This window comes from Neobacillus cucumis, assembly GCF_002860255.1.
Classification (GTDB): Bacteria; Bacillota; Bacilli; order Bacillales; family Cytobacillaceae; genus Neobacillus; species Neobacillus cucumis_A.
In genome coordinates this window covers 100670-125144 of sequence record NZ_PGVE01000028.1, presented here as the reverse complement: position 1 = coordinate 125144, position 24475 = coordinate 100670, and the positions used below count along the sequence as shown (strand labels likewise).

Here is a 24475-nt window from a genome sequence, read left to right as displayed (position 1 = left end):
ATTTTCAATTAAACAAGCTGAGGTGCTTTCAAAACGAACTTTTCAACAACCTTAGCTACACCATCATTCATATTGGTGTCAGTTACATAATTTGCTTTTTCTTTGATATCTTCTGGGGCATTGCCCATGGCAACACCGAGGCCAGCGAACTCAATCATTGCTAAATCGTTGTAACTGTCGCCTATCGCCATTACTTCTTCGCGGGTTATGCCAAGTTTTCCAATTAAATGATTTAAGCTAGTACCTTTCGTCACACCCTTTTCGGTAAATTCCAAAAAGAATGGTTTAGAGCGCATGACACTTAGTTCATCTGCTAATTCTTGTTGAAGCTTTTTTTCTACTTCAGCAAGTTTTTCCGGGGCATCCAGCATCAATACCTTAACAACCGGTTCATTTACTGATGCTACAAAACTGTCCACTTCAAAAATATCTAAGCCTGTTATGTCAGATTCAATATCAGTATATTGATTACCTGCTTCGGTAACAATCAAATCACCAATATAAGTGTGAATCCATACATCTTCACGTCTACTTAAGTTATATAGACGGTGAGCGGTCTCAGGTGATAAGGTGCTGCTAAAAATTTCTTCACCTGTTTGGCAGTTGGTGATTTTTGCACCATTAAAGGATAGAATGAAGCTTCCGTATTCCTTCAATTCAAGTTCTTCAGCGATATCGTACATTGCATAGGTTGGCCGGCCGGATGCCAGTACAACTTTTACACCTAATTTTTGAGCATCCATTAACGACTGTTTGGTGCGAGGGGAAATGGTGTGGTCGTCTTGAAGCAATGTATCATCTAAATCTAGTACAATCATTTTATATGACATTTTTGATGTGTCCTTTCTTTTGTTATACTTATTCCATCTTACTATAAGTCTAGGGAAATACATATAACAAATGAAGGGAAAAAATATAACAAGGTGGAATTCCTTCCACCTTGTTGCAAGTTTAAAATGGATATTGACGGTCTTTCATTGTCACTGAGACCCATTTTGTTATGGTAAATTCTTCTACAATCCATGGATTACCAAATCTTCCTAAACCACTGGCTTTGTTTCCGCCAAATGGTATATTCGGTGCATCATTTACCGTTTGGTCGTTCACATGTGTCATACCGCTATCAATTTCAAGTGCTAATGCTTCACCACGGGCTAAATCACTCGTGAAGATAGAAGAGCTTAGGCCATAAATCGTATCATTGGCCATTTCGATCGCTTCGCTATCAGTTTTTGATTTGATAATGGTAGCAATCGGGGCAAATAGCTCGGTTTGAGCTAGCTTACTAGAGTTGTCTACATCTTTAAAAACATAGGGTGTTAGGATATTACCAACACGTTGCCCCTCTAAAGCAACTGTGGCACCTTCTTGCTTCGCCTCCTCAATATATTGCAGTGCTTTTTCTATCTGTCTTTCATTGATTAACGGCCCAATGACGATTGCCGGATTACTTGGGTCCCCATAAGGGAGTGCCTTGGCACGAGTAACAAACTTGTCTACAAATTCATCGTATTTGTCTTGGTGAACAATCATACGGTTAATAATCATACAGATTTGTCCTTGGTGAATAAACTTACCGAAAATAGCTGCATTGACGGCTTGATCAACATCCGCGTCAGATAAAACCACAAATGGACTGTTACCGCCTAATTCAAGGGCAACACGTTTTAAATTTTGTCCTGCAATGCTTCCGATGTGTCTGCCCACAGCAGAGGAGCCTGTAAAGCTAATCAGCTTTGAATGTGGATTGGTTAACATGTCATCGCCAATTTCTTCAATATCTGTTAAGATCACATTCAAAACACCCTTTGGCAGGCCTGCATATTCAAATGCTTTTGCAATGATTGATCCACCAGAAAGACCGACCTGAATATCCGGCTTATGAACCACACTATTTCCTAAGGCAATGGCAGGAGCGATCGTCCGCATGGATAGATTCATAGGGAAGTTGAAAGGGGAAATCGATGCGATTACTCCCAATGGCAAGCGATAAATGTGATTTAATTTTTCAGATGAACCAGGGGCCTCTCTCACTTGATAGATTTCGTCTGCATACTTAATAGCTTCTTCTAAAAATTCCAACGTAAGATGAAACTCAGCATTTGCTTTCAACATCGACCCGCCTGTTTCTTTGACGATGGTCTGTACACATTCTTCACGGTGATCTTCTAAATATTGAGCTGCTTTGTGGAGAACTCCGCGCCGTTCTTCTACTGTTGACTTAGACCATTGGTTTTGCGCTTGCTTAGCAATCTCAAAGGCTTCAGAAAGCTGTTCTTTAGTTGCTAATTGAACAGTTGCAATGACAGAGCGGTCATACGGATTCAAGATATCATAGGAACGGCTGCTTTTTCCTTCTGTCCATTCACCATTAATGTAACTTTTGTTTAAGACACCAACTGTTTGCATAAAAAAGACCCCTCTCAAATTAATTTAAAATAAATACCCTTTAAATTTTAATAGCCATTTCTTCATTTGAAACAAGAGATTAATGTACAAAAAGTTCGTTTCGGTTTTATAAACAGCTGCAACCTCTTTGCGGGTAATTTTTTATGAACGTTGTGTGATGCCTCATTAACAGCTGCTTTTCTTGGCTCTCTCATAAATAAATTATAATATTTTGAATTATATAATTTAAAATAAGGGGTTGTATATTCACTTATTGCTGTATATGAAACAAATGGAAAAAAGTTTTTAAAAAGAACTAGTTCTTTAAAATAGTAAATAAATGAGGGGGGACGGTTGGTTTTCTTTGCTCAGAATAACAAAAAGAAATTTCACTGCACAAGAAACGAATAAATTCTGTTACCATGATATTAGGAGGAGGAGAAGATGAAAAAAACAGCGGTTTCCTTTAGTGGGAAGGATTCGACCTTAGCTTTACATGATCTATTAAATTCAAATGAATATGAGGTCAAACTATTATTTTCTACCGTGACCGATGGATTTAATCGGACGAGTATACATGGTGTGAGAGAGGAATTACTTGAGGCTCAGGCAGAGTCTATTGGTCTTCCATTGAAAAAAATCAGAATCCCCGAACAGTGTTCGAATGAAAAATATGGAGAAATTATGTTGAAAGAAATCAATGACATGAAGGAAATGGGGATAGACCACATCGCATTTGGCGACTTATTTCTTGAGGATGTGCGCAAGTATAGGGAAGAAATGTTAAAGTCTGTAGGGATCAAACCAATTTTTCCTTTGTGGGGAATAGATACAATGGAGGTAATTCAACGATTTCTTTCTCTTGGATATCAAACCATAACCACTTGTGTAGACTTAACTCAATTGCCCGAAAGTTTTTCAGGCAGGGAAATCACTCAACAATTTTTGGAGGAGCTGCCAGCTGAGGTGGACCCTTGTGGAGAAAATGGGGAATATCATTCCTTTGTTTTTGATGGTCCTATTTTTAAAGAGCCTATTTTGTTTAAATTGGGAGAGAAAAAGTTTACAAACGACATCTATACTGGCCACATTAGGTTTTGCTATACAGATTTAATTCTTAGTAAAAAATGAAGCAGAGGGCCCCTGCTTCATTTTTTGTCAGATTTTTAAATAGAAATATTAATCTAGTAATGAACGTACCGCCAATTCTAGTTTTCCAGTTGGTGGCCAAACGGAAAGATCAAATGGGTAATCAGAACCGGGAACCACTCGGTCCTCGCCAACTGCTTTGATAAGGAACTCTAAGCTGTCCTGATTCCATAGAACAGTATCATACCAAAAGCGTTTTAAATATTCTGAAGGCTTTGCTGTTAATTTTGATGAAACAAGCGGCCATTGTTCATAACCTTTATCAAGCCTGCCAATCTGATAAGGAAGAAAGCCGCCGCCATGGGCAAATAATATTTTTACATGAGGGAACCGATCCACTAGCCCGCTTAATAACAAGTCGGTCGCACAAACCGTTGTTTCCCAAGGAACCCCAATTAAATTAGGCATCATTCTTCTCTTTAACCGCGGATCTTCACATAATAACGGATGGATAAACACAATTGCTCTTAATCGATTCGCTTCCTCAAAAAAGGGATAGAAAAATTCGTCAGATAACATATGATCGGCAAGACCAGGACCAATAATAGCCCCTTTAAGTCCAAGATTCATGGCCTCATGTAAGACTTCGGCTGCTTTGTTTGGATTAGTTAGCGGAACCGTACCTAATGCAGAAAGTTTCTTAGGAGTTTGCTCTGTCCACTCGGCTAAGGAATGGTTGTAGACTTTGGATAGATCAAGCGTAATTTCTTCAGGAAAATCATACATAAATAGCTGGGGAATCGGTGATACGACAGAATGTTTCACACCTGCTTTTTCTTGCTCTTCGAGGTACAAGCTTCCATCAATAAACGCCTTTTTTAATTCAAAACCCCATTTTTCATTAATAACTAGAAAATCATCCTTATTTTCCTCTTTTTTTATCCATTTTGCCTTTACCGAATTCTGATGATCTTTTAACCAAATCAAAACATGAGGGGGGATGAAATGAGTATGAAAATCGTGCACCTTGTACAGCTCCTTTATGATAAATTAGTTATCCTCGATATCCCATCCGCATGGAAATTTCCTTCGCAGCACTTATCACTTTTTTTGCATACCCAGGGATTTTCTGCGGAAGGATTCTTTGCATAGGCCCCACGACCGAAAGAGCAGCAATCACTTTCCCTCGATAATCATAAATGGGTGCCGCAATCGAGGTGACGCCTTCAAGAATTTCTTCGGCACTGCTTGCGTAACCGCTTTCTTTTACTTGTTTTAAATGTGTTCGCAACTTTTCTGGGCTCGTAATGGTGTTCTTTGTGAATTTTTTTAATCCTTTTTCAAGCACTTGTTCAAGAACTTCTTCGTTAGAAAAAGCTAATAATACTTTACCAGAACTAGTGCAGTAGGGAGGATTTCTTTTCCCAATATGGGTTAAAAATCTTACAGGATGATTACATTCTACTTTTTGAAGATAAATAACATCTAAATTATCTAGAACGGAAATATGCGCCGTTTCACCGATCGTTTCGACTAATTTGTTCAATACGGGCTGTGATTCCCGATAGATGTCCATGTTACTGTTTACAATTCCACTTAAGGAAAGGATGGATAGGCCTAATCGATACTTTTTGGATTCTGGGTCTTTGTAAACAAAACCTTCACTTGCAAGCGTTGTCATTGTTCGGCTTACTGTACTCTTGTTGAGTCCTAGCGAAGCGGATAGATCACTAATCTTTTTTTCTGGTTGGTCCATAGTGAAGCTTTTTAAGATACGCAGGGCATTTTTAACAGATGATAGATGGCTATCCTCTTGATTTTTAAGTTCCAAATGGCTTCCTCCTTCTTTTTTGTTCCGTTATGTAAAACCGTGTTGCTCTATAGTGGGCAATATAACAGAAAATTTGAAAAAGGGAAAGAGAGAATTAAAAATTTTTCAAATAATTTATGCCATGCCTAAATAGTCAAAAAAATGTTGCAAAAAAACATCAGTTGTTGCATATAGAGAAACAACTGTGTTGTACGTGAAATTCGGAAGCGTTACCATAATGTTAAGAAAATAAGAAATATAAACTTTTTAGGAGGAGTATGAAAATGCAAGTAGAAACTAGAGTAAGAGCCATTAATTGTTTACACTTTATCAACGGTCAATTTGTCGAATCACAAAACCAAAAGACATTCGATAATATTAACCCGGCAACAGAAGAAGTGTTAGGTACGGTTGCAGAAGGGGGAAAAGAAGAGGTTAATTATGCGGTGGCCGCTGCCCGCAGAGCATTAAATGGAAGATGGAAAACGATGTCTATTGTTGAGCGTTCAAAGATTCTCCGCCGTATCGGGGATTTAATTCTCGAAAGACAGGAAGAACTGGCGCATCTTGAATCCATGGACACCGGTAAACCATTTTCTTTAGCCAATAGTGTAGATATCCCTCGGGCAGCATTTAACTTTCACTTTTTCGCTGATTATATGATTTCAGTCAATACCGATTCAAATATGCAAGATGATATTGCCTTGCATTATACGTATCGCCGTCCAGTAGGTGTTGTTGGTATTATTAAGCCATGGAACCTGCCACTATTATTGTTGACCTGGAAGTTAGCCCCATGCTTAGCAATGGGAAATACGGCTGTTATTAAACCTGCTGAATGGACGCCAATGACAGCTACTGTATTAATGGAGATTTGTAAAGAAGCAGGAGTTCCGGATGGAGTAGTAAACTTAGTTCATGGGTTTGGCCCTAATTCTGCAGGTGCAGCCATCTCGGAACATCCGGATGTAGATGCAATTTCATTTATTGGTGAGCCAAGAACTGGTACGGCTATTATGAAATCTGCAGCCGATAGCTTGAAAAAGCTTTCCTTTGAATTAGGAGGTAAGAATCCTAATATTATCTTTGCAGATGCTGATTTAGATGAAGTGATTGAAACAACCATTAAATCGAGTTTTGTGAATCAAGGAGAAGTTTGCCTTTGCGGTTCACGTATTTATGTAGAGCGTCCAATATACGAAGAATTCTTAACAAGATTTGCTGAAAGGGTTAGAAAGTTAAAGGTAGGCCACCCGCTCGAAGCAGATACAAATGTCGGTGCACTAGTCAGTAAAGAACATTATGACCGGGTGAATAGCTATATTGAGATTGCCCGTCAAGACGGTGCTGCCATTTTGACAGGCGGGAAACGTCCGGACGGATATGAAAAAGGTTATTACTTAGAACCTACTATTTTAACAGGGCTTGATCGTAATTCTCGTTGCGTCCGTGAAGAAATTTTTGGACCAGTAGTAACAGTTATGCCATTCGATATGGAAGAAGAAGTAATCATGCAGGCAAATGATACTCATTATGGTTTGAGTGCTACGATTTGGACAAATGATTTGAGAAGAGCCCATCGGGTCGCGCACAGCCTTGAGGCAGGCATTATTTGGGTAAATACTTGGTTCCTGCGCGATTTAAGAACACCATTTGGCGGTATGAAGCATAGTGGAATCGGCAGAACAGGCGGCATGCATAGTATCGATTTTTACTCAGAACTTTCCAATGTCACTATTAAACTATAAGAAAGGAAGTAAGGGATTTGACTAGTAAGGTAAAGCAATTTGCAGAACAGTTGGCGGAAGCAGAAATGACGAAAGTAGGGATAGCCCCTTTAACATCTGTGGACTCTGGGCTAACCGTTGAAGAAGCATACCATATCCAGCTTGAGAACATTAATAAAAAATTAGCACAAGGGCAAAAAATCGTTGGTAAGAAAATCGGGTTAACTTCCTTAGCCATGCAAAACTTACTCGGAGTGGATGAACCGGATTACGGTCATTTATTAGACAGTATGGTTGTTGAAAATGGGGGATATATTTCAATTGAATCCGTCCTACAGCCGAAGGTAGAGGCTGAGATCGCCTTTATTTTAAAAAAGGACTTACGTGGACCAAATGTGACCGCTCTTGATGTTCTTCAGGCAACAGAATTTGTGGTTCCAGCGCTTGAAATCGTCGACAGCAGGGTGCAAGATTGGAAGATTAAACTGCAAGATACGGTGGCAGATAATGGTTCATCCTGTTTGTACGTATTAGGAGGAAAGCCTGCTAGAATAGAAGATATTGATCTTGAATTAATAGGGATGGTCTTAACGAAAAACGGTGAACTCGTTAATACTGGTGTCGGCGCTGCGGCGCTAGGAAATCCAGCTGCATGTGTGGCGTGGTTAGCAAATAAACTATCAGAATTTGATATTTCTCTTCGAGCTGGTGAAGTTATTCTTTCAGGTGCATTGTCAGCAGCGGAAGCAGCGAATAAAGGAGATTCATTTACGGCAAGATTTGCGCATATTGGACAGGTCAGTGTGCACTTTTAAATTGAAGAAAAGAAGGTGAAAAGTTTGAGTCAAATAAGGGAAATTGCCAATTATTTAGTTTCTGCTGAAATTGAAAAACGTGAAGTGGTAAAGGTTACAGCCAACTTAAAGCCTAATTTAACTGTAGAGGAAGCTTATCAGGTTCAAGAAGAAATCGTACAAATGAAACGCCAAGAAGGCAGAAGAATTATTGGACCTAAGATGGGTTTAACCAGTCATGCCAAAATGAAACAAATGGGAATTGAAGAACCTATCTATGGATATGTTTTTGATTATATGCTGATTGAAAATGGCGGAAAGCTGCCATTACATGAGATGATTCATCCGAAAGTGGAAGCAGAAATTGCGTTTGTGATTGGTGAAGATATTGAAGGTCCGGGAGTGACTGGAGCTCAGGTCCTTGCAAAGACGGAATATGTGCTTCCGGCTTTAGAGATTATTGACAGCCGTTATGAAAATTTTAATTTTACCTTACCGGATGTTATTGCTGATAATGCCTCCACTTCTAGGGTTGTTTTTGGTTCCAACTTAAAGAAACCAGAGCAATTTGAACTGGATTTACTGGGTTCGACTCTTTCTATTAATGGGAGAATGGTGGAATTAGGAGCGGGTGCAGCGGTACTGGGTCACCCGGCACATTCAGTAGCCATGCTTGCCAATATGCTTGCAAGAAAGGGCGAAAAGGTGCGTAAGGGTGATGTCATTTTAACAGGTGGAATTACTAGCGCAGTGATGCTGAAATACGGAGATGTCGTTAGCGGAAAATTTGATGGACTGGGTGAAGTTACCTTTACAGTTACGGATTAAATAACTGATTAAATAACTGATTTAAATAAAGGCTCTGTTAAACGATACCTGTTTATTGGAGCGGAAATCAATAGCCAAATTTTACAGAGCCTAAATAAAAGGATGAGGAAAATGCCACTGATAAATGTGCAGATTATGGAAGGACGGCCTCCAGAGAAAGTAACAGAATTAATTCAAAATCTTACCAATACGGTTCAGGAAACTTTAAACGCACCAAGAGAAAGTATCCGAGTAATTGTCACGGAAGTTCCAAAAACCCATTGGGGGATTGCAGGAATACCTGCATCAGAAAGATAGAAATTCAAAATGGGAGCATGGGGAATATCAGTGCTCCCCGCCTTTTTTTCTTTTTGTAAGCGTTAACTTAATGCAGAAGATAAAATTTTTACAGGAGGATATTATGACGATTGAGTTTAGTATGATAGTTCCCCATGTCCCTAGTATGTGTCATGAAAATCAGGTCCCAGAATTCCAACAAGATATGGCTTCCTCTATGAAAGTAGTAGCCCAACAAATGAAAGAAATCAACCCAGATGTGATTGTATTAGTTTCCTGTCACTGGCCGTCCACTTTTTTCCATTATGTAGATTGTACGCCTGTTCATAAAGGCATCTTAACTGCTTTTGAGGCGCCTGACTTAATCAAGGATGTTCCCTATCAGTTCCCTGGAGATGAAGAACTAGCCAATCAGTTGGTGAAGGCAGGGGAAGATGCAGGCCTCCAGGTCCAAGGTGTAAATGATCCTTATTATCTCTGGGATTATGGGAGTGTTGTTCCATTACGGTACCTAAATCCAGATGAAGATATTCCTGTCATTAATTTATCGGTTACATTGGCAGCGAGCATCGAAGAAACCTATAAATGGGGTCAGGTAATCGCCAAGGTTTTACAAGAAACCGATAAAAAAGTGGTCTTTATTTCCAGTGGCGCCTTATCACATAATTTAGTGAGAGGCAGACATAACAAGCCAACCGTCACAGAACATGCGATGGATAAACAATTTCTTGAATTTGTGATGAATAAAAACTATCAGGCTGCGTATGATATGCTTCCCGAATATGCAAGAATGGCAAGAGTAGAATCGGGCGGTCGTCATCTTGCGATGTTACTTAGCATGCTCGATAAAGAATGTAAACCAACTTTCTATGCAGATGGGCAGTCTTCCGGCAGTTGGAACGTATTGATTACCTTTAATAAAGTCACAGCACCAACGGCCAATTTATTGACAGAGAACGAATTCGTACAAAATAACTAAGAATCTTTTTGAAGCTGGATAAATCCGGCTTTTTTCAATGGAAAAGTGTGAACTATACCTTTTTTAGGTGAACTATGTAATACTTAAAAAAATAATAACTTTATGGGAGAATAGGCAATGAATGAAAAACAAATTAGGTGTGGCTGGGTGAATAAAGACCCACTCTATATCGATTACCATGATCATGAATGGGGGGTTCCGGTATATGATGACCGCTTGCTCTTTGAGTATTTGAATCTCGAAGGCGCACAAGCAGGACTTAGTTGGTATACCATTTTAAAAAAACGGGAGAATTATCGTCAAGCTTTTGATAACTTTGAACCTGAAAAAATTATCCACTTCGATGATCATAAGATAAATGAACTTTTACATAATGAAGGAATCGTCAGGAATAAACTAAAAATAAATGCTGTGATTACAAATGCGAAAGCTTTCTTTAAGGTTGTAGAGGAATTTGGATCCTTCAAGGATTACATCTGGTCGTTTGTGGATGGAAAGCCCATCCAAAATCACTTTAAGGAATTAAGTGAAGTGCCGGCAACTACTGAGATAAGTGACCGATTAAGTAAGGATTTAAAGAAACGAGGCTTTAAGTTTGTAGGTTCTACCATTTGTTATGCCTTTATGCAGGCCGTAGGGATGGTCAATGATCATCTCACGATATGTATGTGTTACAATAGTTTAAATAGGAATAAGAAAGGCCCATCATAAAAATGAAGGGCCTTTTTAACATTGTTTATTTTGTTGGTTTTTCCATTAAAAAATCAGAAGCTGGGACTGGAATGACTTTTCCGCCTATTTGGACATGAACGGTATCGTTGAATATGGCTTTGACAATTCCTTTTAATGATATAGTGGAATTAACAGATATTTTTTTAGAATCAGATTGATTTGCCAAATTAATCAACACCTTCCGATTGTTATAAAAACTATATGATTAAAACTTTAAAAATCAAAATTAAGATACTTTAAATTATTCGCATTAAAATTGTAAATTCCTTCTTTGTAGGATAATTTTTCAAGTATTTATTTAAAATAATGTGATTATAATGTGAACTATAATTCAAGTATTTCATAACTAACTTAAAGTGTCAATTTAAACATGAACTATGGTTCAAATTAGTGGAACGTGGTATGATAATAGTGAGGTGAAAACATGTCAGATGATGAAAAACTTGTAGGTGAATTTCCATTTTTGCCAAAACAGGAACGGGCTCAAGTTAAAAGAAATGCATTAATTGAAAGTGGCTATGCGTTGTTTCAAGCAAAGGGTTATGAGCAGACAACGGCAAAGGATATTGCTGCACATGCAGGGGTAGCAACAGGAACTTTTTATCGATATTTTTCTGATAAACGGCAGCTCTTGATGTCATTGCTTGAGGATAAGATTGAGACCTTTCTTCCTCCTGAAATTAGCTGGATTTCTAATGATCCGGTTTCATCATTGGCGACTTCATTGGAGAATCATTATAACCGGATCCATGAATTCGGGCTACGTCATGTTTTGCCAGAACTGTTATCAAAGGATTCTGAGCTTGCGAACGTACTGGAAAAGGCCAGAAAGAGGATACATGAAAGGATCCAATCTAGCTTAAAGCAAGCGAGGGAAAAAGGGTTAGTCTGGAGTGATCTGGATCTAGATACGGTCTCTTGGGCGATTATGATCATTGTTGAGAACGGACTTGATAAGATAAATAAAACGGAGAATAAGTGTGCCTATCAAGACATAGCCAAACTCATATGCCGGATGGTTTTTCCACCTACAGTATTAAATCAACTACGTGGAAGTGATGTTGAAGCATTTGAATAATGATAAATTGGATGCAGCTCTTCATTAATTAAAGTTTGAAATAGTATCTAGAAAGATGGAATTTATTATATTCTGCATAATATGCATTTAGAACAAAATGGATTTAATTCAGCATGAATTATTTTGGAAATGATCCAAAGGAAGCGGTGACCATAATGAAAGTAAGAGATTTTATGGTGAGAGACGTTATTGGTGTGAGTCCGGAAACTACGATTAAAGACGTTATGTCTACTTTTGTGGAAAAGAAAATTGGCGGTGTACCAATTATGAAAAAAGACGGGACGTTATGCGGAATTGTAACAGATGGGGATATTTTACGCGCTCTTAAACCATTAGACCGACGAATTCATGATTATTTTAGCTTTATTACCTATATAGCAGTAGAAGATAGGGAAGTTCACTTGAGTGAAATCATTAATCGGGAGATTATTAAGATTGCAAAAACAAATGGTATCGTTACTGTCCGTCCAGAGGATGAAATGGAAACAGTTATTAATCTCTTAGCTAAGCATCACTTTAAAAAACTCCCAGTTGTAAATGGTGCAGGCCGTGTAGTTGGTGTAATCAGCCGCGGAGATGTCATTCGCAATATCCAGCAAACCATAGTAGAAAGTTTGTAATCTTAGTGGTTTAAAAGTAGGCTTGTGATTTTTTAAAAAATGACAAGTCTATTTTTTATTTTTTGTTGATTATATAGAATAGGGGGGTATGATATAATAAGTCCAAAAAAGGAGGCGTTTTGTATGTCTCATGAACAGGAGTTAACCGAAGAATCGTTCTGCGAACCAGGGGGGAACCATCGCAAAAGTCACCATTCGGATAAAGTAAAGAGCAATTTGATCACAAGGTTAAACCGGATTGAAGGGCAGATTCGCGGGATTAAAGGATTAATTGAAAAAGATACGTATTGTGACGATGTCATTAACCAGATCGCTGCAACACAATCTGCGTTAAATAGTGTTGCGAAAGTTTTGCTTGAAGGTCATATGAAAAGCTGTGTCGTGGAAAGAATTCAAGAAGGTGATTTCGAGGTCCTTGATGAGGTCCTTGTTACCATCCAAAAATTAATGAAAAAGTGAGGAATTTATGATGGACCATGTTACGTTAACTGTAAGTGGAATGTCTTGTGGACATTGCGTTAAAGCAGTTGAAGGCAGTGTTGGAGAACTTCAAGGTGTAAAAAAGGTGGCTGTGGACCTTGCGAAAGGCCAAGTAGATGTAGAATTTGATACGAAACTCGTTTCAATCGATAAGATTAAAGAAACAATTGATGATCAAGGATATGATGTGAAATAAGAATGGGCACCCAGGTTTAAAACCTGGGTGTTATTCTTGTTAATTAACTGTAAACATCCAAGTTACTCCATATTTGTCCTGTACAGAACCATGCAGCTTGGCAAAAAAGGTTGGCTGGAGTTCCATATATACAGATCCGCCTTCTTTAAGAATCTCCCAGGCGTTTAAAGCCTTTTCTTCAGAATCAAGCTCTACGCTGATAGTTACTTTTGGGCTGCCTTCATAATTGCGTTGTCCATCAGATCCATAAATCATTCCAGATTCTGTTAACTTTAATTGGGCATGTAACACTAGGTTTTTATCATTTTCAGCCACAGGAAATTCAGGATTTGGAGGCATGTCTCCATACTTTTGGATGGCAACCATTTCACCATCAAAGGCTTTTTGGTACATTTTAAAAGCCTCATCACATTCTCTGTTAAACATTAGATAAGGTGTAATCATTTATATATGCTCCTTCCATTTTATTTCAGTATAAATCAATGATGTTAGTACCATTATAAACGAACGTTAGTTCTGTAATCAATCAAAAATAAAAACAGTGCTTATTCAAAGAAGAAGAATGCACTGTTTTAAGGATTTTACTACTATTGTGAAAGGGTATTAGATTTGGGGATAGGGTCGGTTTCGGGTACTCGTATTAGGAGGATTCCGCCGATAATAAATAAAACAATCAGGCTAAACACACCGCTATTGGTATTCCCGGTTAATTGTGCGGTTAATCCAACTAAAAACGGACCTAAGATGGCTGCAAATTTATAAAAGATACTATAGAAGCCAAAGAACTCATTTACACTCTCCTTCGGGACCAGCTTAGCAAAATAGGAGCGGCTTAGTGCCTGAATTCCGCCTTGTGAGGATGCCACAAGCATCGCGAGAATCCAGAAATCCAAGGTTGTTTTTAAAAAATAAGCATAGATACAAATCACAACATAAACAAAAATTCCCACTAAAAGCATTGTTTTTCCTTTAAATCGATCAGCTAGTTTTCCATATAGAATGGCAAAGGGTGCCGCCACCACTTGTGTAGCAAATAAGATAATTAAAAGATTAGTTGAGGTGATTCCTAAATCCGAACCGTAGGCGGTGGACATGGTTATAATTGTATTAACCCCATCAATGTAAAAGAAATAGGCAAATAAAAATAAAAATAATGGTCGATAAAGTCTAATCTTTTTAAAGGTTAAGAAAAGCTGTCTAAATCCATTTATCACTGGGTTTGGGACTCGGTCTTTATAATAGACTTGCTTAACATTCTTCAGCATTGGAATGGTAAATACCCCCCACCATAGTGCGGTGATGGCAAATGCAGCTTGGCTTGCAACTGTTACAGAAAGAGGGATAACACCCTGCTGCGACATAATGATAAGTGCGATACCCATAATAAATGGGATGGTACTGCCGATATAGCCCATTGCATAGCCTTTAGAGGAAATTTGGTTCATGCGGTCTTCAGATGTCACATCGACAAGAAAGGCATCATAGAAAATATTTGTTCCTCCAAATCCAATGACGGTCACCATGTAGCATATTAAGAGAATCAGCCACTCTCTGCTAGGAACAACGGCAAGTAGTAAGGTAAAGATTATACCGAGCGCAAAGAAAAAGGTAAAGAATCGTTTTTTGAAGTCTTTAAAATCGGCGATACTCCCTAATATAGGGGCGCAAAGCGAGATTAATAGGGTTGCAAATGAATTGGCATAGCCCCAGTAGGCTGTAGAGGTAGACGCAGCAAGACCTGCTCCGTTCGCAGCTGCTTTAAAATATAATGGAAAAATAGCAGTTGTAATCAGGATGGAATAGGCAGAATTTGCCCAATCATAGAATACCCAGCTCTTTTCTTGCTTGGTCATAGCACTCATATAACTTCCTCCTTTAATGTTAACAACTCTTCAATCACTTTCCCATCGGTATTGCCCAAGCTGACACCCAGAAGCCTAGCGAAGGTTGGACCCTCATCAATAAGCCGGATATAAGGTAATGTGATTTTTTGAATTCCATTTCCCGCAGCCATCAAAATCGTTCCGTAGTTTTCTTTTTCTGGTGAATAGCCGTGACAGGCTAATGTATATTTTTTATCTGCCGCTGATTCTTTTTTCGAAATCGTTTTGATAAATTCCCCTGAGAAGTCTTCTAAAAAATAAAATCCCTGTCTTGCTTCAAGCATAAAAGCGCAGGCGGGGTCTGCTCCTCTTGCTGCTGCTTCTTCTCCAGTTATGAATGTTTCAATCCCAAAATCTGGTTCCTCCAACAATAAATTCAAGAGATTGTGGACCTTTTGAAACGTGTCAACATCTGTAGGATTTTTAAGATAAATATATGCGGACCCATCACAACTTTTACAGTAGGCCTTCCAATCCAACAGCTTCCTATTTGCATTTGTGGTGATTAAGTTTTGGGTAGTAAAAAGAACATTGAGATGAATAGCTTTTTGTTCATCTAAAGCACTGTGATCACCAAGAGCAATAACGGTGGATTGTTCATAGATTCTAGCTTCCTTCAGTGCTTCGAGTATCCTTCCAAGTCGTTGGTTATGTCGGTGGAGAGCCATCATGGACTCCTCAGAAGAAAAGCCATGCTCATGACGCTGGGTATCCAAATCGGTAAAGTGAACCATTAAAAGATTCGGTTTTTTAGTTTTAATGGTATCGACCGTTGTTTCTAAGATAAAATTATCTAATTCTGGTTGTTGAAGCCCTTTGCGGATATGACCGTAGCGTTTGCTCATCTCCCATTGAAATCGGGGGCTTCCGTTCATTAAAGATACTAGTATTTGATTTTGCCATGGTCGGTTACTGAAGATTTCAGGCATGTTATAGTCAATGTCTGCCTTTGCTGTTACTGGCCATAAAAGGGCGGCTGTTGTCATATTTGCCTTTTTTACTTCATCATAAAGGGTAGTTCCGTGAATGCATTTCCGGTACCAGTTCCAATCCGGTGAGGCCATACCAGGTTGAAGGAGTGTATTATTAAAGACCCCGTGACGGTTTGGATAATTTCCGGTTACAATCGTTGCATGACAAGGGTACGTGACTGAAGGGTAAATGGATTCAACATGTTCCACCAGTGCACCTTCAGAAAGAAGGGTTTGAAAGTGTGGTAATTCTCTTAAGATGGGAAGGTCTAATGCAGAAAGACAATCAAAGGAAATAATAATTAAATGATCGGTGAGACGATTCATAGAACACCCCCTGTTAAGCTAATTGTACTATAGGCAGGACGATTGTTACAGAATATTTACAAAACTTTAGAATACAAGTTGAATGGTTTCTTTTTTGGATGACTTTTTTAGTATAATGAAATTAACAGATATTGGGTGAAAAGGTGGAGGGGAACCATGCCAAGTTTCCAAAGTTATTTTTTTGAAAAAGCAATTAAGCTTTCGGTAAAAAGGGCCGTTAAAAAAGGCATCCGTCAAAAGGGAATAGAGGAACAGCGGGAGATGCTGGATGCTGCCGCCAGCAAAATGGGCAAGCTTCCGAAAAATTGTCAGGTAGAACATTTGAAAATCGATGGGTTATATGCAGAATGGCTGACGACGGGTGCTGTGTTGGAAAATAAAGTGATTCTCTATCTCCATGGCGGGGGTTATGCTTTGTGTTCAGCGAATACACATCGTCCGCTTGCTGCCCGGATTGGTCACGCAGCCGGTGTGAATGTGCTGTTTCCTGAATACCGCTTGGCACCTGAACATCCTTTTCCTGCAGCGATAGAGGATTCAGTCAATGTTTACCATTGGCTTTTAAAGCAGGGATATGAGGGAAAGGATATCATTTTTGCAGGTGATTCAGCGGGAGGAGGCTTGTGTTTGGCAACAGCTCTCGTATTAAGGGATCAAAATGAACCGCTTCCAGCAGGAATTATATGTCTTTCACCATGGGTAGATTTAACGAGCAGCGGGGAAAGTTATCAAAAAAATGGCGAAGTGGATCCTTATTTAAGTCTAAAGGCCGTGAAGGAAGCGGCTCGTATATACGCTGGAACAGAATCGCTAGACCATCCTTTAATTTCACCTGTTTTTGCAGATTTAAGTGGATTACCACCACTAATGATTCAAGCGGGGAATCACGAAATTTTGCAAAGTGACGCCCTATCGCTTGCCGCTAAGGCTAAGGATGCAGGGGTGGATGTGTCATTAAAGGTGTGGGACGGAATGTGGCATGTCTGGCAAATCAGCGGGGATATATTGCCAGAAGCAAAAAAGGCGACAAGAGAAATCGGTCAATTTATAAGAAAGGTATTTAAAACGTGAAGGTCTGTTGAAGGACCTTCACGTTTTTTTTTGTAATAAGATTGCCAATATTTGTACAAATTTTGTATTTAAAAGGATTTATAATGGAATTAGTATATTCGCACCTTTGTTCCAGAATGTCATGGTGCCTTTTTTCTTGTAAATTGAAGGAGGGGTTAATAGCATGAAAAGTTTAATTGTTTATTGCTCGTCCCATGGGACTACGGAAAAAGTAGTTGGAATATTAAGTGAAAACCTGGCTGGTGAGGTGACATCAATAGATTTAAAAAAAGAGAAATCAAATCTTAATTTAAATGATTATGATGCAGTAATCATAGGCGGTTCGATACATGCCGGCATGATTCAGCGAAGAATTAAAAAGTTTCTTCAAACCTATCATGATGAATTATTGGAAAAGGAATTAGGCCTATTTCTAGTCTGTATGCGTGAGGGTGAATTGGCTGTTGAACAATTTAATCATGCCTATCCACAAGACTTGCGAAAAAATTCCGCAGCACTCGGATTGTTCGGCGGGGAATTCCTCGTCTCCAAAATGAATTTTTTTGAAAGACAAGTAGTGAAAAAGGTGGATGGAATTACTACCGACCAATCGAAGATAGATTTGGAAGCGATTAAGGAGTTTGCTTCAAGATTTAATCATTTAAAGATCTTCGCTTAAGACTTTAGAAAGGGTTTTTATTCACCAAAAAACCAACTTACTTAGAAATTTTAAATCGTCCCAGCATAGGCTGGGCTTTTTTTATTTTAATTTAAAAGTTATAAAATTTTTCCTCGTTGTCCATAATGGAAAGGTCAATTTTAAAGTAAGAGAGGTTTACAATGAAAATTTGGTTTAATCGATGGTTTACAACGGTCACGCATTATATGGATATGATTCGAGATAATGAAGATCATCGGAAGTTTACAATTTATGGAACAAGCCCTAATAAAGATGCCCTCTATTTGCAGAAATGCGATTTTGCCTTTGTTGAACCAGATATCTCTGGGAACGAATATATAGAGTTTTGTCTTTATTTTTGCCAAACGCATGGGATTGATATTTTTATCCCTCGAAAAGAAAATGTTCTCATTTCCAAGCGGTTAGGTGAATTTGAGAAATTGGGTGTTAAAGTTCTTGTGTGTCCTGATGCAGCACTTATGGAAACAATGGATAACAAGGCGGCAGCCTATCAAGCCTTAACAAACGGCATACCGATTTTTTCAATACCTGACTATTATGTCGTCAATAATATTAATGATTTTAAAAAGGCTTACTCTGCCCTTAAGGAAAAGGGCCATACGGTTTGCTTTAAACCTGCGGTTGGAGAAGGGGCAATGGGATTTCGGGTAATCAAGGAAGAAATGGAATCCATCCATCATCTTTTCCATAGCGGGGGCGGCTATCGGATCTCATACAATCATGCCTGTGAGGTCCTAAGTCAGCAGGAGACGTTTCCAGATTTAATGCTATTGGAGTATTTAGAGGGCAGGGAATATAGTATTGATTGCTTGGCATCACCGGAACGATTGTATGCAGCCATTCCTCGGATGAAGGGGGATGGGCGTGTTCGGGAGCTCGTGGAAAGTGTGGAGTTAATTGAATTGGCGCACAAGTTTCACCAGACGTACCGATTGCCTTTTGTGTTTAATATTCAGGTGAAATACAGTAAGGGAGTGCCTAAGCTGCTCGAGATCAATCCACGGATGAGCGGCGGCTTGCATTTCAGCTGTTTGTCCGGGATTAATTTTCCGTATATGGCAATTAAGATTTTATTAGGTGAAAAAATAAGGCCCTTAAAGCCTCGGTTTGGTATACGGGCCAGTCACCTTGAAAAAGAAATGATTTTAAAGTATGACGAAATTAGTTAAAACAAAGAGCAGGTCCCGCTTAAAAAGCGAATACCTGCTCTTTCTGCTTATTTATAGAAAACTTTCTCGACATTGTATTTCGCTTGAAGGGTATTAATGATATAGGTTTCGTAGATTTCTCTTTCCATTGGTGAGTCCACCACTAATACGGCAATTTTATATATATCGTCGCGATGCGCTTTGATTGGAGAAACCGTATCCTCGAAGTGGCGCTTAACCCGAGGTCGAAGCTTTCTCGCTTTTCCTACAAAAAGCAATTCATCCTTGGCGTTAAAAAATAAAATGATTCCGCCTTTGTCTCTGGGAATTTTATTATAATTAGTAAAACCATAGACACTGCTCAAAGGGGCCTCTACTTTTTCGCCGACTTGTCTGCTTTTAGTAATCACGACATCTGGATTTGGTATTTCAATTTTTATCATAAAATGATTCGCTCCCTGCTGAATAATAAAAGGCTAAACCTTAGCCAAGAGTCCATTATAGCATATCTTGCCAGTTTAGGTTTGACTTTCTTAATTTAACCATTTATGTCGATTTGAAACCGATTTAATTATTGTTGTGGTTATGTGTTAAAAGTAGTAAAACTAATTTTATTTTTGTAGAATAAAGGAAGGTATTGGGAACTTTTTATGGTGTCCAATAGACCTGAGTAGTTACATAAATATTTTTAGAAAGGGTGTTAGTATGGCAATTTCATTGTCTAAGGGTCAAAAGATCGATTTAACGAAAACCAATCCTGGTTTATCCAAGGTTATTGTCGGACTGGGCTGGGATACCAACCGTTATGATGGCGGTCACGATTTTGACTTAGATTGCAGTATTTTTCTTTTAGGTGCCAACGGAAAGTGTGCTTCTGAAAAGGATTTTGTTTTCTATAATCAGCTTGAAGGCGGAAATGGCTCCGTAGTACATACAGGTGATAATCGTACTGGAGCAGGAGACGGTGACGATGAGCAGGTGAAAGTGGACTTAGCAGCAGTTCCGGCACAAGTGGAACGCATATCATTTGTTATCACGATACATGACGCCGAGGCGAGAGGGCAAAATTTTGGACAAGTTTCAAATGCCTTCTGCCGTGTTGTAAACGAAGAAACCAATCAAGAGATTATTCGTTACGATCTAGGCGAGGATTTCTCCATTGAAACCGCCATTATCGTGGGCGAACTATACCGCCATAACGGCGAATGGAAATTTTCAGCAGTCGGATCAGGCTATCAAGGCGGCCTAGCCCGTATCGCCACAGATTTCGGACTAGACGTTGGATGATCCAGTTTGGAGTCACTGTAGGATAAAACACAGTGGCTGGTGAAAAATCGGCTAAAAATTTAATTTCTACAAAAAGGGCAAGAAGAGCATCACTCTCCTTGTCCTTTTTTACGTCTTTTTTCTATCTCGTTGGTAGTGTAAATGGTGACAGGCACCATTGGATTAGCTTGCTTTTTTGGATAGGCTTTGTTTTTGTTTATTGGCGTTTAGTTTTAGGTAGACGGGAATGCCGATCAAAGTTACGACGATTGATAACAAAGCGTCCACTGGTTTAGTGATGAGTGTATTGCCAAGTATATATAAACCACCTATGATGGCGAGGCTTGGTGTAAGTGGATATAATGGCACCTTGTACAAGTTTTGGCTTAATCCTTGTTTACGGAGTTTGAATACCGCTGCAAAGGAGAAAACATAAAAAGTAAAGACAGAAAAAATTGCAATATCAGACAAACGATCAGGGTTTGTTAATACCATCATTAAGATAGCAATAATAAGCTGCCAGATGGTAGCCCCCACTGGAGTTTTTGTTTTTGGATGAATATATGCCATGGATTTTGCAGCTGGTAAATATCCATCTGCGGCCATTGCATAAGGAATCCTTGGGAACGTTAGAATTTTACCGTTTAAGCAGCCGAAAATTGAAATGAGAATTCCAATGGTTAATAGGTTTCCACCCATTTTTCCAAATAGAATGGTAGCAGCACTACTAGCTGCATTAGGTCCGAGCTCAACAATTTTCCTAGCAGGAAGAACATGCAGCATAGCGATATTAACGGTTAAATAAGCAACAATGACAATAACAATTCCTGAAATAATCGCACGTGGCAGAGTTTTAGCAGGGTTTTTCATTTCTCCTGCCATATAGCCCACGTTCATAAAGCCATCGTAGGCCCAAAGAGTAGCTAATATCGCAGCACCCATATTAAAGGATTGGTGAACTCCGCTATCCATATTAAGAACTGGGACATCCCCTTGGAAAATACCAAAAGCGGCAATAAGTATTATTGGTATTAGTTTACCAATCGTGGAAATATTTTGGATAAATCCGCCGTAACGTGTTCCTAAAAGATTCATAAATCCTAAGAAAAGAATGGTGATGATTCCGATAAGCGTATTACTTTCCGGTGATAAACCAAATAATGCTGCCACAAGAGATCCAAAATACAGTCCGAGTGCACCCATAATTGCAGGGCCATAGATTAGGGTTTGGACCCAGCCACACAGAAATCCCCAAAACTTTCCGTATACTTCTTCAATGTATGCATATAATCCGCCGGTTTTTGGGATTTTGACGCTCACTTCAGCAATCGTTAAACCGCTTGCGAGGGTAATAATCCCGCCGATAATCCAGGCCCATAGGGCATAAGTGGAATTTCCGGTCTCTGAAATGACAATCCCAGGTTTCATAAATATTCCGGAACCAATAACAGTACCAACGACTAGTGATGTCGCGACGAAAAAGCCAATATTTTTCTGTAAATGCGCCTCTTTTCCCATGTGTTGTGTCCTCCTCCAGTAAACAGCTGTATTTTTAAGGTATACACTGGATTATAACATGAAAAAATTTGGATTTATTTTTTTAAAATATTTAAATTATTATATAACGAAAGTAATGTTGAAGATATCGACTCTCCAGTGAAAGGGAGATGCAATATAAAACTAGTGAAAATAATAACCTAATTATACCTTAGTATTATCATTACACGTCTCTTTGTGTTATGGTAATTAGGTGAATGAATTAGCAGTTTGAGGTGAAAATTAGATGAAATATTTGCTTAAAACGCAAATAGTTGCAATATTATTAACTTTATGTTGGAGCATTTATTTAGTTATTTTAGCCTTTCTAGATCAGCCTGACAGGGCACTTCGTTATATAAATACATTTGTGTTTGGGTTGGCGGTTGTTTTAGCCTTAATTTATTTTGTGTTGGCGAAGCGTCTCCTAGGGAGAAACTGGTCAGCGCTTGTTTTGGTCCTAATCCCGTATTTACTTTTATATAAGCCCATCTTTGAGGGGATTCTGCTAAATATAACCAATGACGGCAATGGAAGTATAATTAAATTCCTTTCCATATCGACTGGAACCGTCCATTTGCTTGCAGCTCTCTTTGGAATCGGTTTTGGCATTCTCTTCTCCAGACCAAAATTCAATAACTAAAACCAAAAAGGATAAATCCCGCCATGGAAAATTATTTGCCGGGATTTATTCTTTTTTTTTTTTACCATGGCTTATTCAGGATGTGGGATAGATGTGCACACGGAATGGACAGTGTCTACGTTTGGTGTCAGGCAACAAAAAGGCACCAAAAAGGCACCAATATCACTATTCACGTGTTACTAAAGAAAATGTTGAAATTTATCCGTATTTTTCGGAAGATTTTGTTTTTATAATGAAGATAGATTGATATGTAAAGGGAGTGAAGAGAATGGGGAGGAATATGGATAAACAACGGGAGATTCAGAACTATACGGGAACAGAATTGCATGCAAAGGGTTGGATACAAGAAGCTGCTTTGAGAATGTTGATGAACAATCTAAATCCGGAGGTTGCGGAAAGACCTGTGGACTTGGTGGTATATGGAGGGATCGGCAAGGCGGCGCGAAACTGGAAGTCCTATGATGCGATTGTCAAAACACTTCTTGAATTAGAAAATGATGAAACCTTACTTATTCAATCCGGTAAACCTGTTGCTGTTTGGAAATCCCACAAAGATGCACCACGTGTTTTACTGGCTAACTCCAATCTTGTTCCAGCATGGGCTACCTGGGAGCATTTTCATGAGCTTGATCGAAAGGGATTAATGATGTACGGCCAGATGACTGCCGGCAGCTGGATTTATATCGGAAGCCAAGGAATCGTCCAAGGAACCTATGAAACTTTTGCTGAATTAGCACGACAGTCATTTGGCGGTTCATTAAAACATACGATTACACTAACCGCCGGTCTTGGAGGTATGGGGGGCGCACAGCCTTTAGCTGTTACGATGAACGACGGAGTCTGTCTTGCGATTGATGTCGATGAAACTAGAATCGACCGGCGAATCCAAACCGCTTATTTAGACATCAAATCAAAAGACCTTGATGAGGCATTAAAATTAGCTAGAGAAGCGAAAACAAAAGGTAAGGCAATATCAATTGGGTTACTCGGTAATGCTGCAGAAATCCTGCCGCAGATGATTGAAAAAGGGTTTACTCCCGATGTATTAACTGACCAAACTTCGGCCCACGATCCATTAAACGGTTATCTCCCTTCCGGACTCACGCTCGAAGCCGCAACAGCTTTACGGAAGAAAGAGCCTTCAAAATATGTGAAGCTTGCCAAGCAAAGTATGTCCACTCATGTGAAGGCGATGTTAAAAATGCAGGAAAAGGGTGCCGTTACCTTTGATTATGGAAATAACATTCGTCAGGTGGCCAAAGATGAGGGGGTCGAAAATGCTTTTGATTTTCCCGGGTTTGTGCCAGCCTATATTCGTCCTCTCTTCTGTGAAGGGAAAGGACCATTTCGGTGGGCGGCTCTTTCTGGTGACCCGGAAGATATTCGGAAAATTGATGAAGCTCTCTTACGTGAATTTAAAGAAAATCAACACTTATGCAAATGGATACAGATGGCACAGGAAAAAATCAGCTTTCAAGGGCTTCCTGCACGGATTTGCTGGCTAGGCTACGGAGACCGTGCCCGATTTGGGAAGCTCATCAATGATATGGTGGCATCAGGCGAAGTCACGGCACCAATTGTCATTGGCCGCGACCATTTGGACGCAGGTTCGGTCGCCTCACCAAACCGGGAGACGGAAGGGATGAAGGATGGCAGCGATGCTGTATCAGACTGGCCGATATTAAATGCCTTGATAAATGCTGTCGGTGGTGCCAGTTGGGTATCCGTTCATCATGGAGGAGGGGTTGGAATGGGATACTCACAGCATGCTGGTATGGTTATTGTTGCAGATGGGACGAAAGAGGCAGCCATACGGCTCGAACGGGTCCTTACCACGGACCCAGGAATGGGAGTCGTCCGTCATGCGGATGCCGGATATGAATTAGCTATTAAGACCGCAAAGGAAAAGGGCATTAAAATGCCAATGCTCGACGAGGACTAACGAAAGATGGAT

General features: G+C 39.4%; 27 protein-coding genes. 17 read left to right on the top strand and 10 right to left on the bottom strand.

From position 1 onward, the window contains the following. Positions 1-8: 8 nt before the first annotated feature. Together CVD27_RS05785 and CVD27_RS05780 are read right to left on the bottom strand one after the other, a co-directional pair. Entirely contained in the window at positions 9-830 is an 822-nt protein-coding gene (locus CVD27_RS05785) for a Cof-type HAD-IIB family hydrolase (RefSeq protein WP_101646931.1), read from the bottom strand. Positions 831-951: 121 nt separating this feature from the next. Beyond that, positions 952-2409 (bottom strand): aldehyde dehydrogenase family protein, encoded by a 1458-nt coding sequence (locus CVD27_RS05780; protein WP_101646930.1) that lies wholly within the window; start codon positions 2407-2409, stop codon positions 952-954. A gap of 423 nt (positions 2410-2832) precedes the next feature. Between CVD27_RS05780 and CVD27_RS05775 the strand changes: the two genes are divergently transcribed. Continuing rightward, positions 2833-3519, top strand: a complete 687-nt coding sequence (locus CVD27_RS05775) for a Dph6-related ATP pyrophosphatase (RefSeq protein WP_101646929.1) — start codon at positions 2833-2835, stop codon at positions 3517-3519. A gap of 48 nt (positions 3520-3567) precedes the next feature. On the opposite strand, the gene CVD27_RS05770 is transcribed toward CVD27_RS05775, so the two are convergent. Both CVD27_RS05770 and CVD27_RS05765 read right to left on the bottom strand, forming a co-directional pair. Next, positions 3568-4503: an amidohydrolase family protein gene (locus CVD27_RS05770; RefSeq protein WP_101646928.1), complete on the bottom strand. Its 936-nt coding sequence runs from the start codon at positions 4501-4503 to the stop codon at positions 3568-3570. A 28-nt stretch (positions 4504-4531) separates the two neighbouring features. Next, positions 4532-5308, bottom strand: a complete 777-nt coding sequence (locus CVD27_RS05765; protein ID WP_101646927.1) for an IclR family transcriptional regulator — start codon at positions 5306-5308, stop codon at positions 4532-4534. Positions 5309-5565: 257 nt separating this feature from the next. Between CVD27_RS05765 and CVD27_RS05760 the strand changes: the two genes are divergently transcribed. From CVD27_RS05760 to CVD27_RS05735, 6 genes are all read left to right on the top strand, one after another. After that, positions 5566-7035 carry an aldehyde dehydrogenase gene (locus CVD27_RS05760; protein ID WP_101646926.1) on the top strand — a complete coding sequence of 490 codons (1470 nt, stop codon included), beginning with the start codon at positions 5566-5568 and terminating at the stop codon, positions 7033-7035. A 65-nt stretch (positions 7036-7100) separates the two neighbouring features. Then, entirely contained in the window at positions 7101-7829 is a 729-nt protein-coding gene (locus tag CVD27_RS05755) for a 2-keto-4-pentenoate hydratase (protein ID WP_101647071.1), read from the top strand. Positions 7830-7844: 15 nt separating this feature from the next. Beyond that, complete coding sequence (locus CVD27_RS05750) at positions 7845-8636, top strand: 2-keto-4-pentenoate hydratase (protein ID WP_101646925.1); 792 nt, start codon at positions 7845-7847, stop codon at positions 8634-8636. Positions 8637-8738: 102 nt separating this feature from the next. Continuing rightward, complete coding sequence (locus tag CVD27_RS05745) at positions 8739-8933, top strand: 4-oxalocrotonate tautomerase (RefSeq protein WP_101646924.1); 195 nt, start codon at positions 8739-8741, stop codon at positions 8931-8933. A gap of 103 nt (positions 8934-9036) precedes the next feature. Next, positions 9037-9891: a DODA-type extradiol aromatic ring-opening family dioxygenase gene (locus tag CVD27_RS05740; protein WP_101646923.1), complete on the top strand. Its 855-nt coding sequence runs from the start codon at positions 9037-9039 to the stop codon at positions 9889-9891. 117 nt (positions 9892-10008) lie between these two features. Continuing rightward, a complete protein-coding gene (locus CVD27_RS05735; RefSeq protein WP_101646922.1) occupies positions 10009-10602 on the top strand; it encodes a DNA-3-methyladenine glycosylase I in 594 nt (197 codons plus the stop codon). A 25-nt stretch (positions 10603-10627) separates the two neighbouring features. Here CVD27_RS05735 and CVD27_RS27955 read toward each other — a convergent pair whose 3' ends face one another. Then, positions 10628-10789: a hypothetical protein gene (locus tag CVD27_RS27955; RefSeq protein ID WP_180960167.1), complete on the bottom strand. Its 162-nt coding sequence runs from the start codon at positions 10787-10789 to the stop codon at positions 10628-10630. Between the two features lie 258 nt (positions 10790-11047). Between CVD27_RS27955 and CVD27_RS05730 the strand changes: the two genes are divergently transcribed. The 4 genes from CVD27_RS05730 (at position 11048) to copZ (ending at position 12997) form a co-directional block, all read left to right on the top strand. Continuing rightward, positions 11048-11701 (top strand): TetR/AcrR family transcriptional regulator, encoded by a 654-nt coding sequence (locus CVD27_RS05730; protein WP_101646921.1) that lies wholly within the window; start codon positions 11048-11050, stop codon positions 11699-11701. A gap of 113 nt (positions 11702-11814) precedes the next feature. Continuing rightward, positions 11815-12321 (top strand): CBS domain-containing protein, encoded by a 507-nt coding sequence (locus CVD27_RS05725; protein ID WP_257984280.1) that lies wholly within the window; start codon positions 11815-11817, stop codon positions 12319-12321. A gap of 123 nt (positions 12322-12444) precedes the next feature. After that, positions 12445-12780, top strand: coding sequence for a metal-sensitive transcriptional regulator (locus CVD27_RS05720; protein WP_101646920.1), 336 nt, complete (start codon positions 12445-12447; stop codon positions 12778-12780). 10 nt (positions 12781-12790) lie between these two features. Next, entirely contained in the window at positions 12791-12997 is a 207-nt protein-coding gene (copZ, locus tag CVD27_RS05715; protein WP_101647069.1) for a copper chaperone CopZ, read from the top strand. Between the two features lie 39 nt (positions 12998-13036). Here the strand turns inward: copZ and CVD27_RS05710 are convergent, their stop codons facing one another. The 3 genes from CVD27_RS05710 to CVD27_RS05700 form a co-directional block, all read right to left on the bottom strand. Next, the gene (locus tag CVD27_RS05710; RefSeq protein ID WP_101646919.1) at positions 13037-13441 is read right to left on the bottom strand and encodes a VOC family protein; all 405 of its coding nucleotides are present in this window, start codon (positions 13439-13441) and stop codon (positions 13037-13039) included. Between the two features lie 143 nt (positions 13442-13584). Next, a complete protein-coding gene (locus tag CVD27_RS05705; protein WP_101646918.1) occupies positions 13585-14859 on the bottom strand; it encodes an MFS transporter in 1275 nt (424 codons plus the stop codon). Then, the gene (locus CVD27_RS05700; RefSeq protein ID WP_101646917.1) at positions 14856-16178 is read right to left on the bottom strand and encodes an alkaline phosphatase family protein; all 1323 of its coding nucleotides are present in this window, start codon (positions 16176-16178) and stop codon (positions 14856-14858) included. Before CVD27_RS05700 ends, CVD27_RS05705 begins: the two co-directional genes overlap by 4 nt. A 156-nt stretch (positions 16179-16334) precedes the next feature. Between CVD27_RS05700 and CVD27_RS05695 the strand changes: the two genes are divergently transcribed. The 3 genes from CVD27_RS05695 (at position 16335) to CVD27_RS05685 (ending at position 19097) form a co-directional block, all read left to right on the top strand. After that, positions 16335-17249, top strand: coding sequence for an alpha/beta hydrolase (locus CVD27_RS05695; RefSeq protein WP_101646916.1), 915 nt, complete (start codon positions 16335-16337; stop codon positions 17247-17249). A 163-nt stretch (positions 17250-17412) separates the two neighbouring features. Continuing rightward, a complete protein-coding gene (locus CVD27_RS05690) occupies positions 17413-17907 on the top strand; it encodes a flavodoxin domain-containing protein (RefSeq protein ID WP_101646915.1) in 495 nt (164 codons plus the stop codon). Between the two features lie 161 nt (positions 17908-18068). Then, positions 18069-19097 (top strand): ATP-grasp domain-containing protein, encoded by a 1029-nt coding sequence (locus tag CVD27_RS05685; RefSeq protein WP_101646914.1) that lies wholly within the window; start codon positions 18069-18071, stop codon positions 19095-19097. A gap of 47 nt (positions 19098-19144) precedes the next feature. On the opposite strand, the gene CVD27_RS05680 is transcribed toward CVD27_RS05685, so the two are convergent. Then, the gene (locus CVD27_RS05680) at positions 19145-19519 is read right to left on the bottom strand and encodes a nucleotide excision repair endonuclease (protein WP_101646913.1); all 375 of its coding nucleotides are present in this window, start codon (positions 19517-19519) and stop codon (positions 19145-19147) included. A 262-nt stretch (positions 19520-19781) separates the two neighbouring features. Here CVD27_RS05680 and CVD27_RS05675 point away from each other — a divergent pair, with 262 nt between their 5' ends. Then, positions 19782-20363 carry a TerD family protein gene (locus CVD27_RS05675; RefSeq protein ID WP_101646912.1) on the top strand — a complete coding sequence of 194 codons (582 nt, stop codon included), beginning with the start codon at positions 19782-19784 and terminating at the stop codon, positions 20361-20363. A 162-nt stretch (positions 20364-20525) separates the two neighbouring features. Here the strand turns inward: CVD27_RS05675 and CVD27_RS05670 are convergent, their stop codons facing one another. Beyond that, entirely contained in the window at positions 20526-21860 is a 1335-nt protein-coding gene (locus CVD27_RS05670) for an APC family permease (RefSeq protein ID WP_101646911.1), read from the bottom strand. A gap of 265 nt (positions 21861-22125) precedes the next feature. On the opposite strand from CVD27_RS05670, the gene CVD27_RS05665 reads away from it, so the two are divergent. Together CVD27_RS05665 and hutU are read left to right on the top strand one after the other, a co-directional pair. Continuing rightward, positions 22126-22521: a hypothetical protein gene (locus CVD27_RS05665; protein ID WP_101646910.1), complete on the top strand. Its 396-nt coding sequence runs from the start codon at positions 22126-22128 to the stop codon at positions 22519-22521. Positions 22522-22789: 268 nt separating this feature from the next. Next, positions 22790-24463, top strand: a complete 1674-nt coding sequence (gene hutU, locus CVD27_RS05660; protein WP_257984279.1) for a urocanate hydratase — start codon at positions 22790-22792, stop codon at positions 24461-24463. The last annotated feature ends 12 nt before the right edge of the window (positions 24464-24475 follow it).

Bases quoted from the DNA above. Each gene is read 5' to 3' on its own strand.
- CVD27_RS05680 (WP_101646913.1), bottom strand. From the start codon at position 19,519: ATGATAAAAATTGAAATACCAAATCCAGATGTCGTGATTACTAAAAGC.
- CVD27_RS05705 (WP_101646918.1), bottom strand. From the start codon at position 14,859: ATGAGTGCTATGACCAAGCAAGAAAAGAGCTGGGTATTCTATGATTGG.
- CVD27_RS05725 (WP_257984280.1), top strand. From the start codon at position 11,815: ATGAATTATTTTGGAAATGATCCAAAGGAAGCGGTGACCATAATGAAA.
- CVD27_RS05690 (WP_101646915.1), top strand. From the start codon at position 17,413: ATGAAAAGTTTAATTGTTTATTGCTCGTCCCATGGGACTACGGAAAAA.
- CVD27_RS05720 (WP_101646920.1), top strand. From the start codon at position 12,445: ATGTCTCATGAACAGGAGTTAACCGAAGAATCGTTCTGCGAACCAGGG.
- CVD27_RS05775 (WP_101646929.1), top strand. From the start codon at position 2,833: ATGAAAAAAACAGCGGTTTCCTTTAGTGGGAAGGATTCGACCTTAGCT.
- CVD27_RS05685 (WP_101646914.1), top strand. From the start codon at position 18,069: ATGAAAATTTGGTTTAATCGATGGTTTACAACGGTCACGCATTATATG.
- CVD27_RS05670 (WP_101646911.1), bottom strand. From the start codon at position 21,860: ATGGGAAAAGAGGCGCATTTACAGAAAAATATTGGCTTTTTCGTCGCG.
- hutU (WP_257984279.1), top strand. From the start codon at position 22,790: ATGGGGAGGAATATGGATAAACAACGGGAGATTCAGAACTATACGGGA.
- CVD27_RS05745 (WP_101646924.1), top strand. From the start codon at position 8,739: ATGAGGAAAATGCCACTGATAAATGTGCAGATTATGGAAGGACGGCCT.
- CVD27_RS05740 (WP_101646923.1), top strand. From the start codon at position 9,037: ATGACGATTGAGTTTAGTATGATAGTTCCCCATGTCCCTAGTATGTGT.
- CVD27_RS05710 (WP_101646919.1), bottom strand. From the start codon at position 13,441: ATGATTACACCTTATCTAATGTTTAACAGAGAATGTGATGAGGCTTTT.
- CVD27_RS05695 (WP_101646916.1), top strand. From the start codon at position 16,335: ATGCCAAGTTTCCAAAGTTATTTTTTTGAAAAAGCAATTAAGCTTTCG.
- CVD27_RS05760 (WP_101646926.1), top strand. From the start codon at position 5,566: ATGAAAATGCAAGTAGAAACTAGAGTAAGAGCCATTAATTGTTTACAC.
- CVD27_RS05755 (WP_101647071.1), top strand. From the start codon at position 7,101: ATGACGAAAGTAGGGATAGCCCCTTTAACATCTGTGGACTCTGGGCTA.
- CVD27_RS05735 (WP_101646922.1), top strand. From the start codon at position 10,009: ATGAATGAAAAACAAATTAGGTGTGGCTGGGTGAATAAAGACCCACTC.
- CVD27_RS05675 (WP_101646912.1), top strand. From the start codon at position 19,782: ATGGCAATTTCATTGTCTAAGGGTCAAAAGATCGATTTAACGAAAACC.
- copZ (WP_101647069.1), top strand. From the start codon at position 12,791: ATGGACCATGTTACGTTAACTGTAAGTGGAATGTCTTGTGGACATTGC.
- CVD27_RS05665 (WP_101646910.1), top strand. From the start codon at position 22,126: ATGAAATATTTGCTTAAAACGCAAATAGTTGCAATATTATTAACTTTA.
- CVD27_RS05730 (WP_101646921.1), top strand. From the start codon at position 11,048: ATGTCAGATGATGAAAAACTTGTAGGTGAATTTCCATTTTTGCCAAAA.
- CVD27_RS05700 (WP_101646917.1), bottom strand. From the start codon at position 16,178: ATGAATCGTCTCACCGATCATTTAATTATTATTTCCTTTGATTGTCTT.
- CVD27_RS05785 (WP_101646931.1), bottom strand. From the start codon at position 830: ATGTCATATAAAATGATTGTACTAGATTTAGATGATACATTGCTTCAA.
- CVD27_RS05780 (WP_101646930.1), bottom strand. From the start codon at position 2,409: ATGCAAACAGTTGGTGTCTTAAACAAAAGTTACATTAATGGTGAATGG.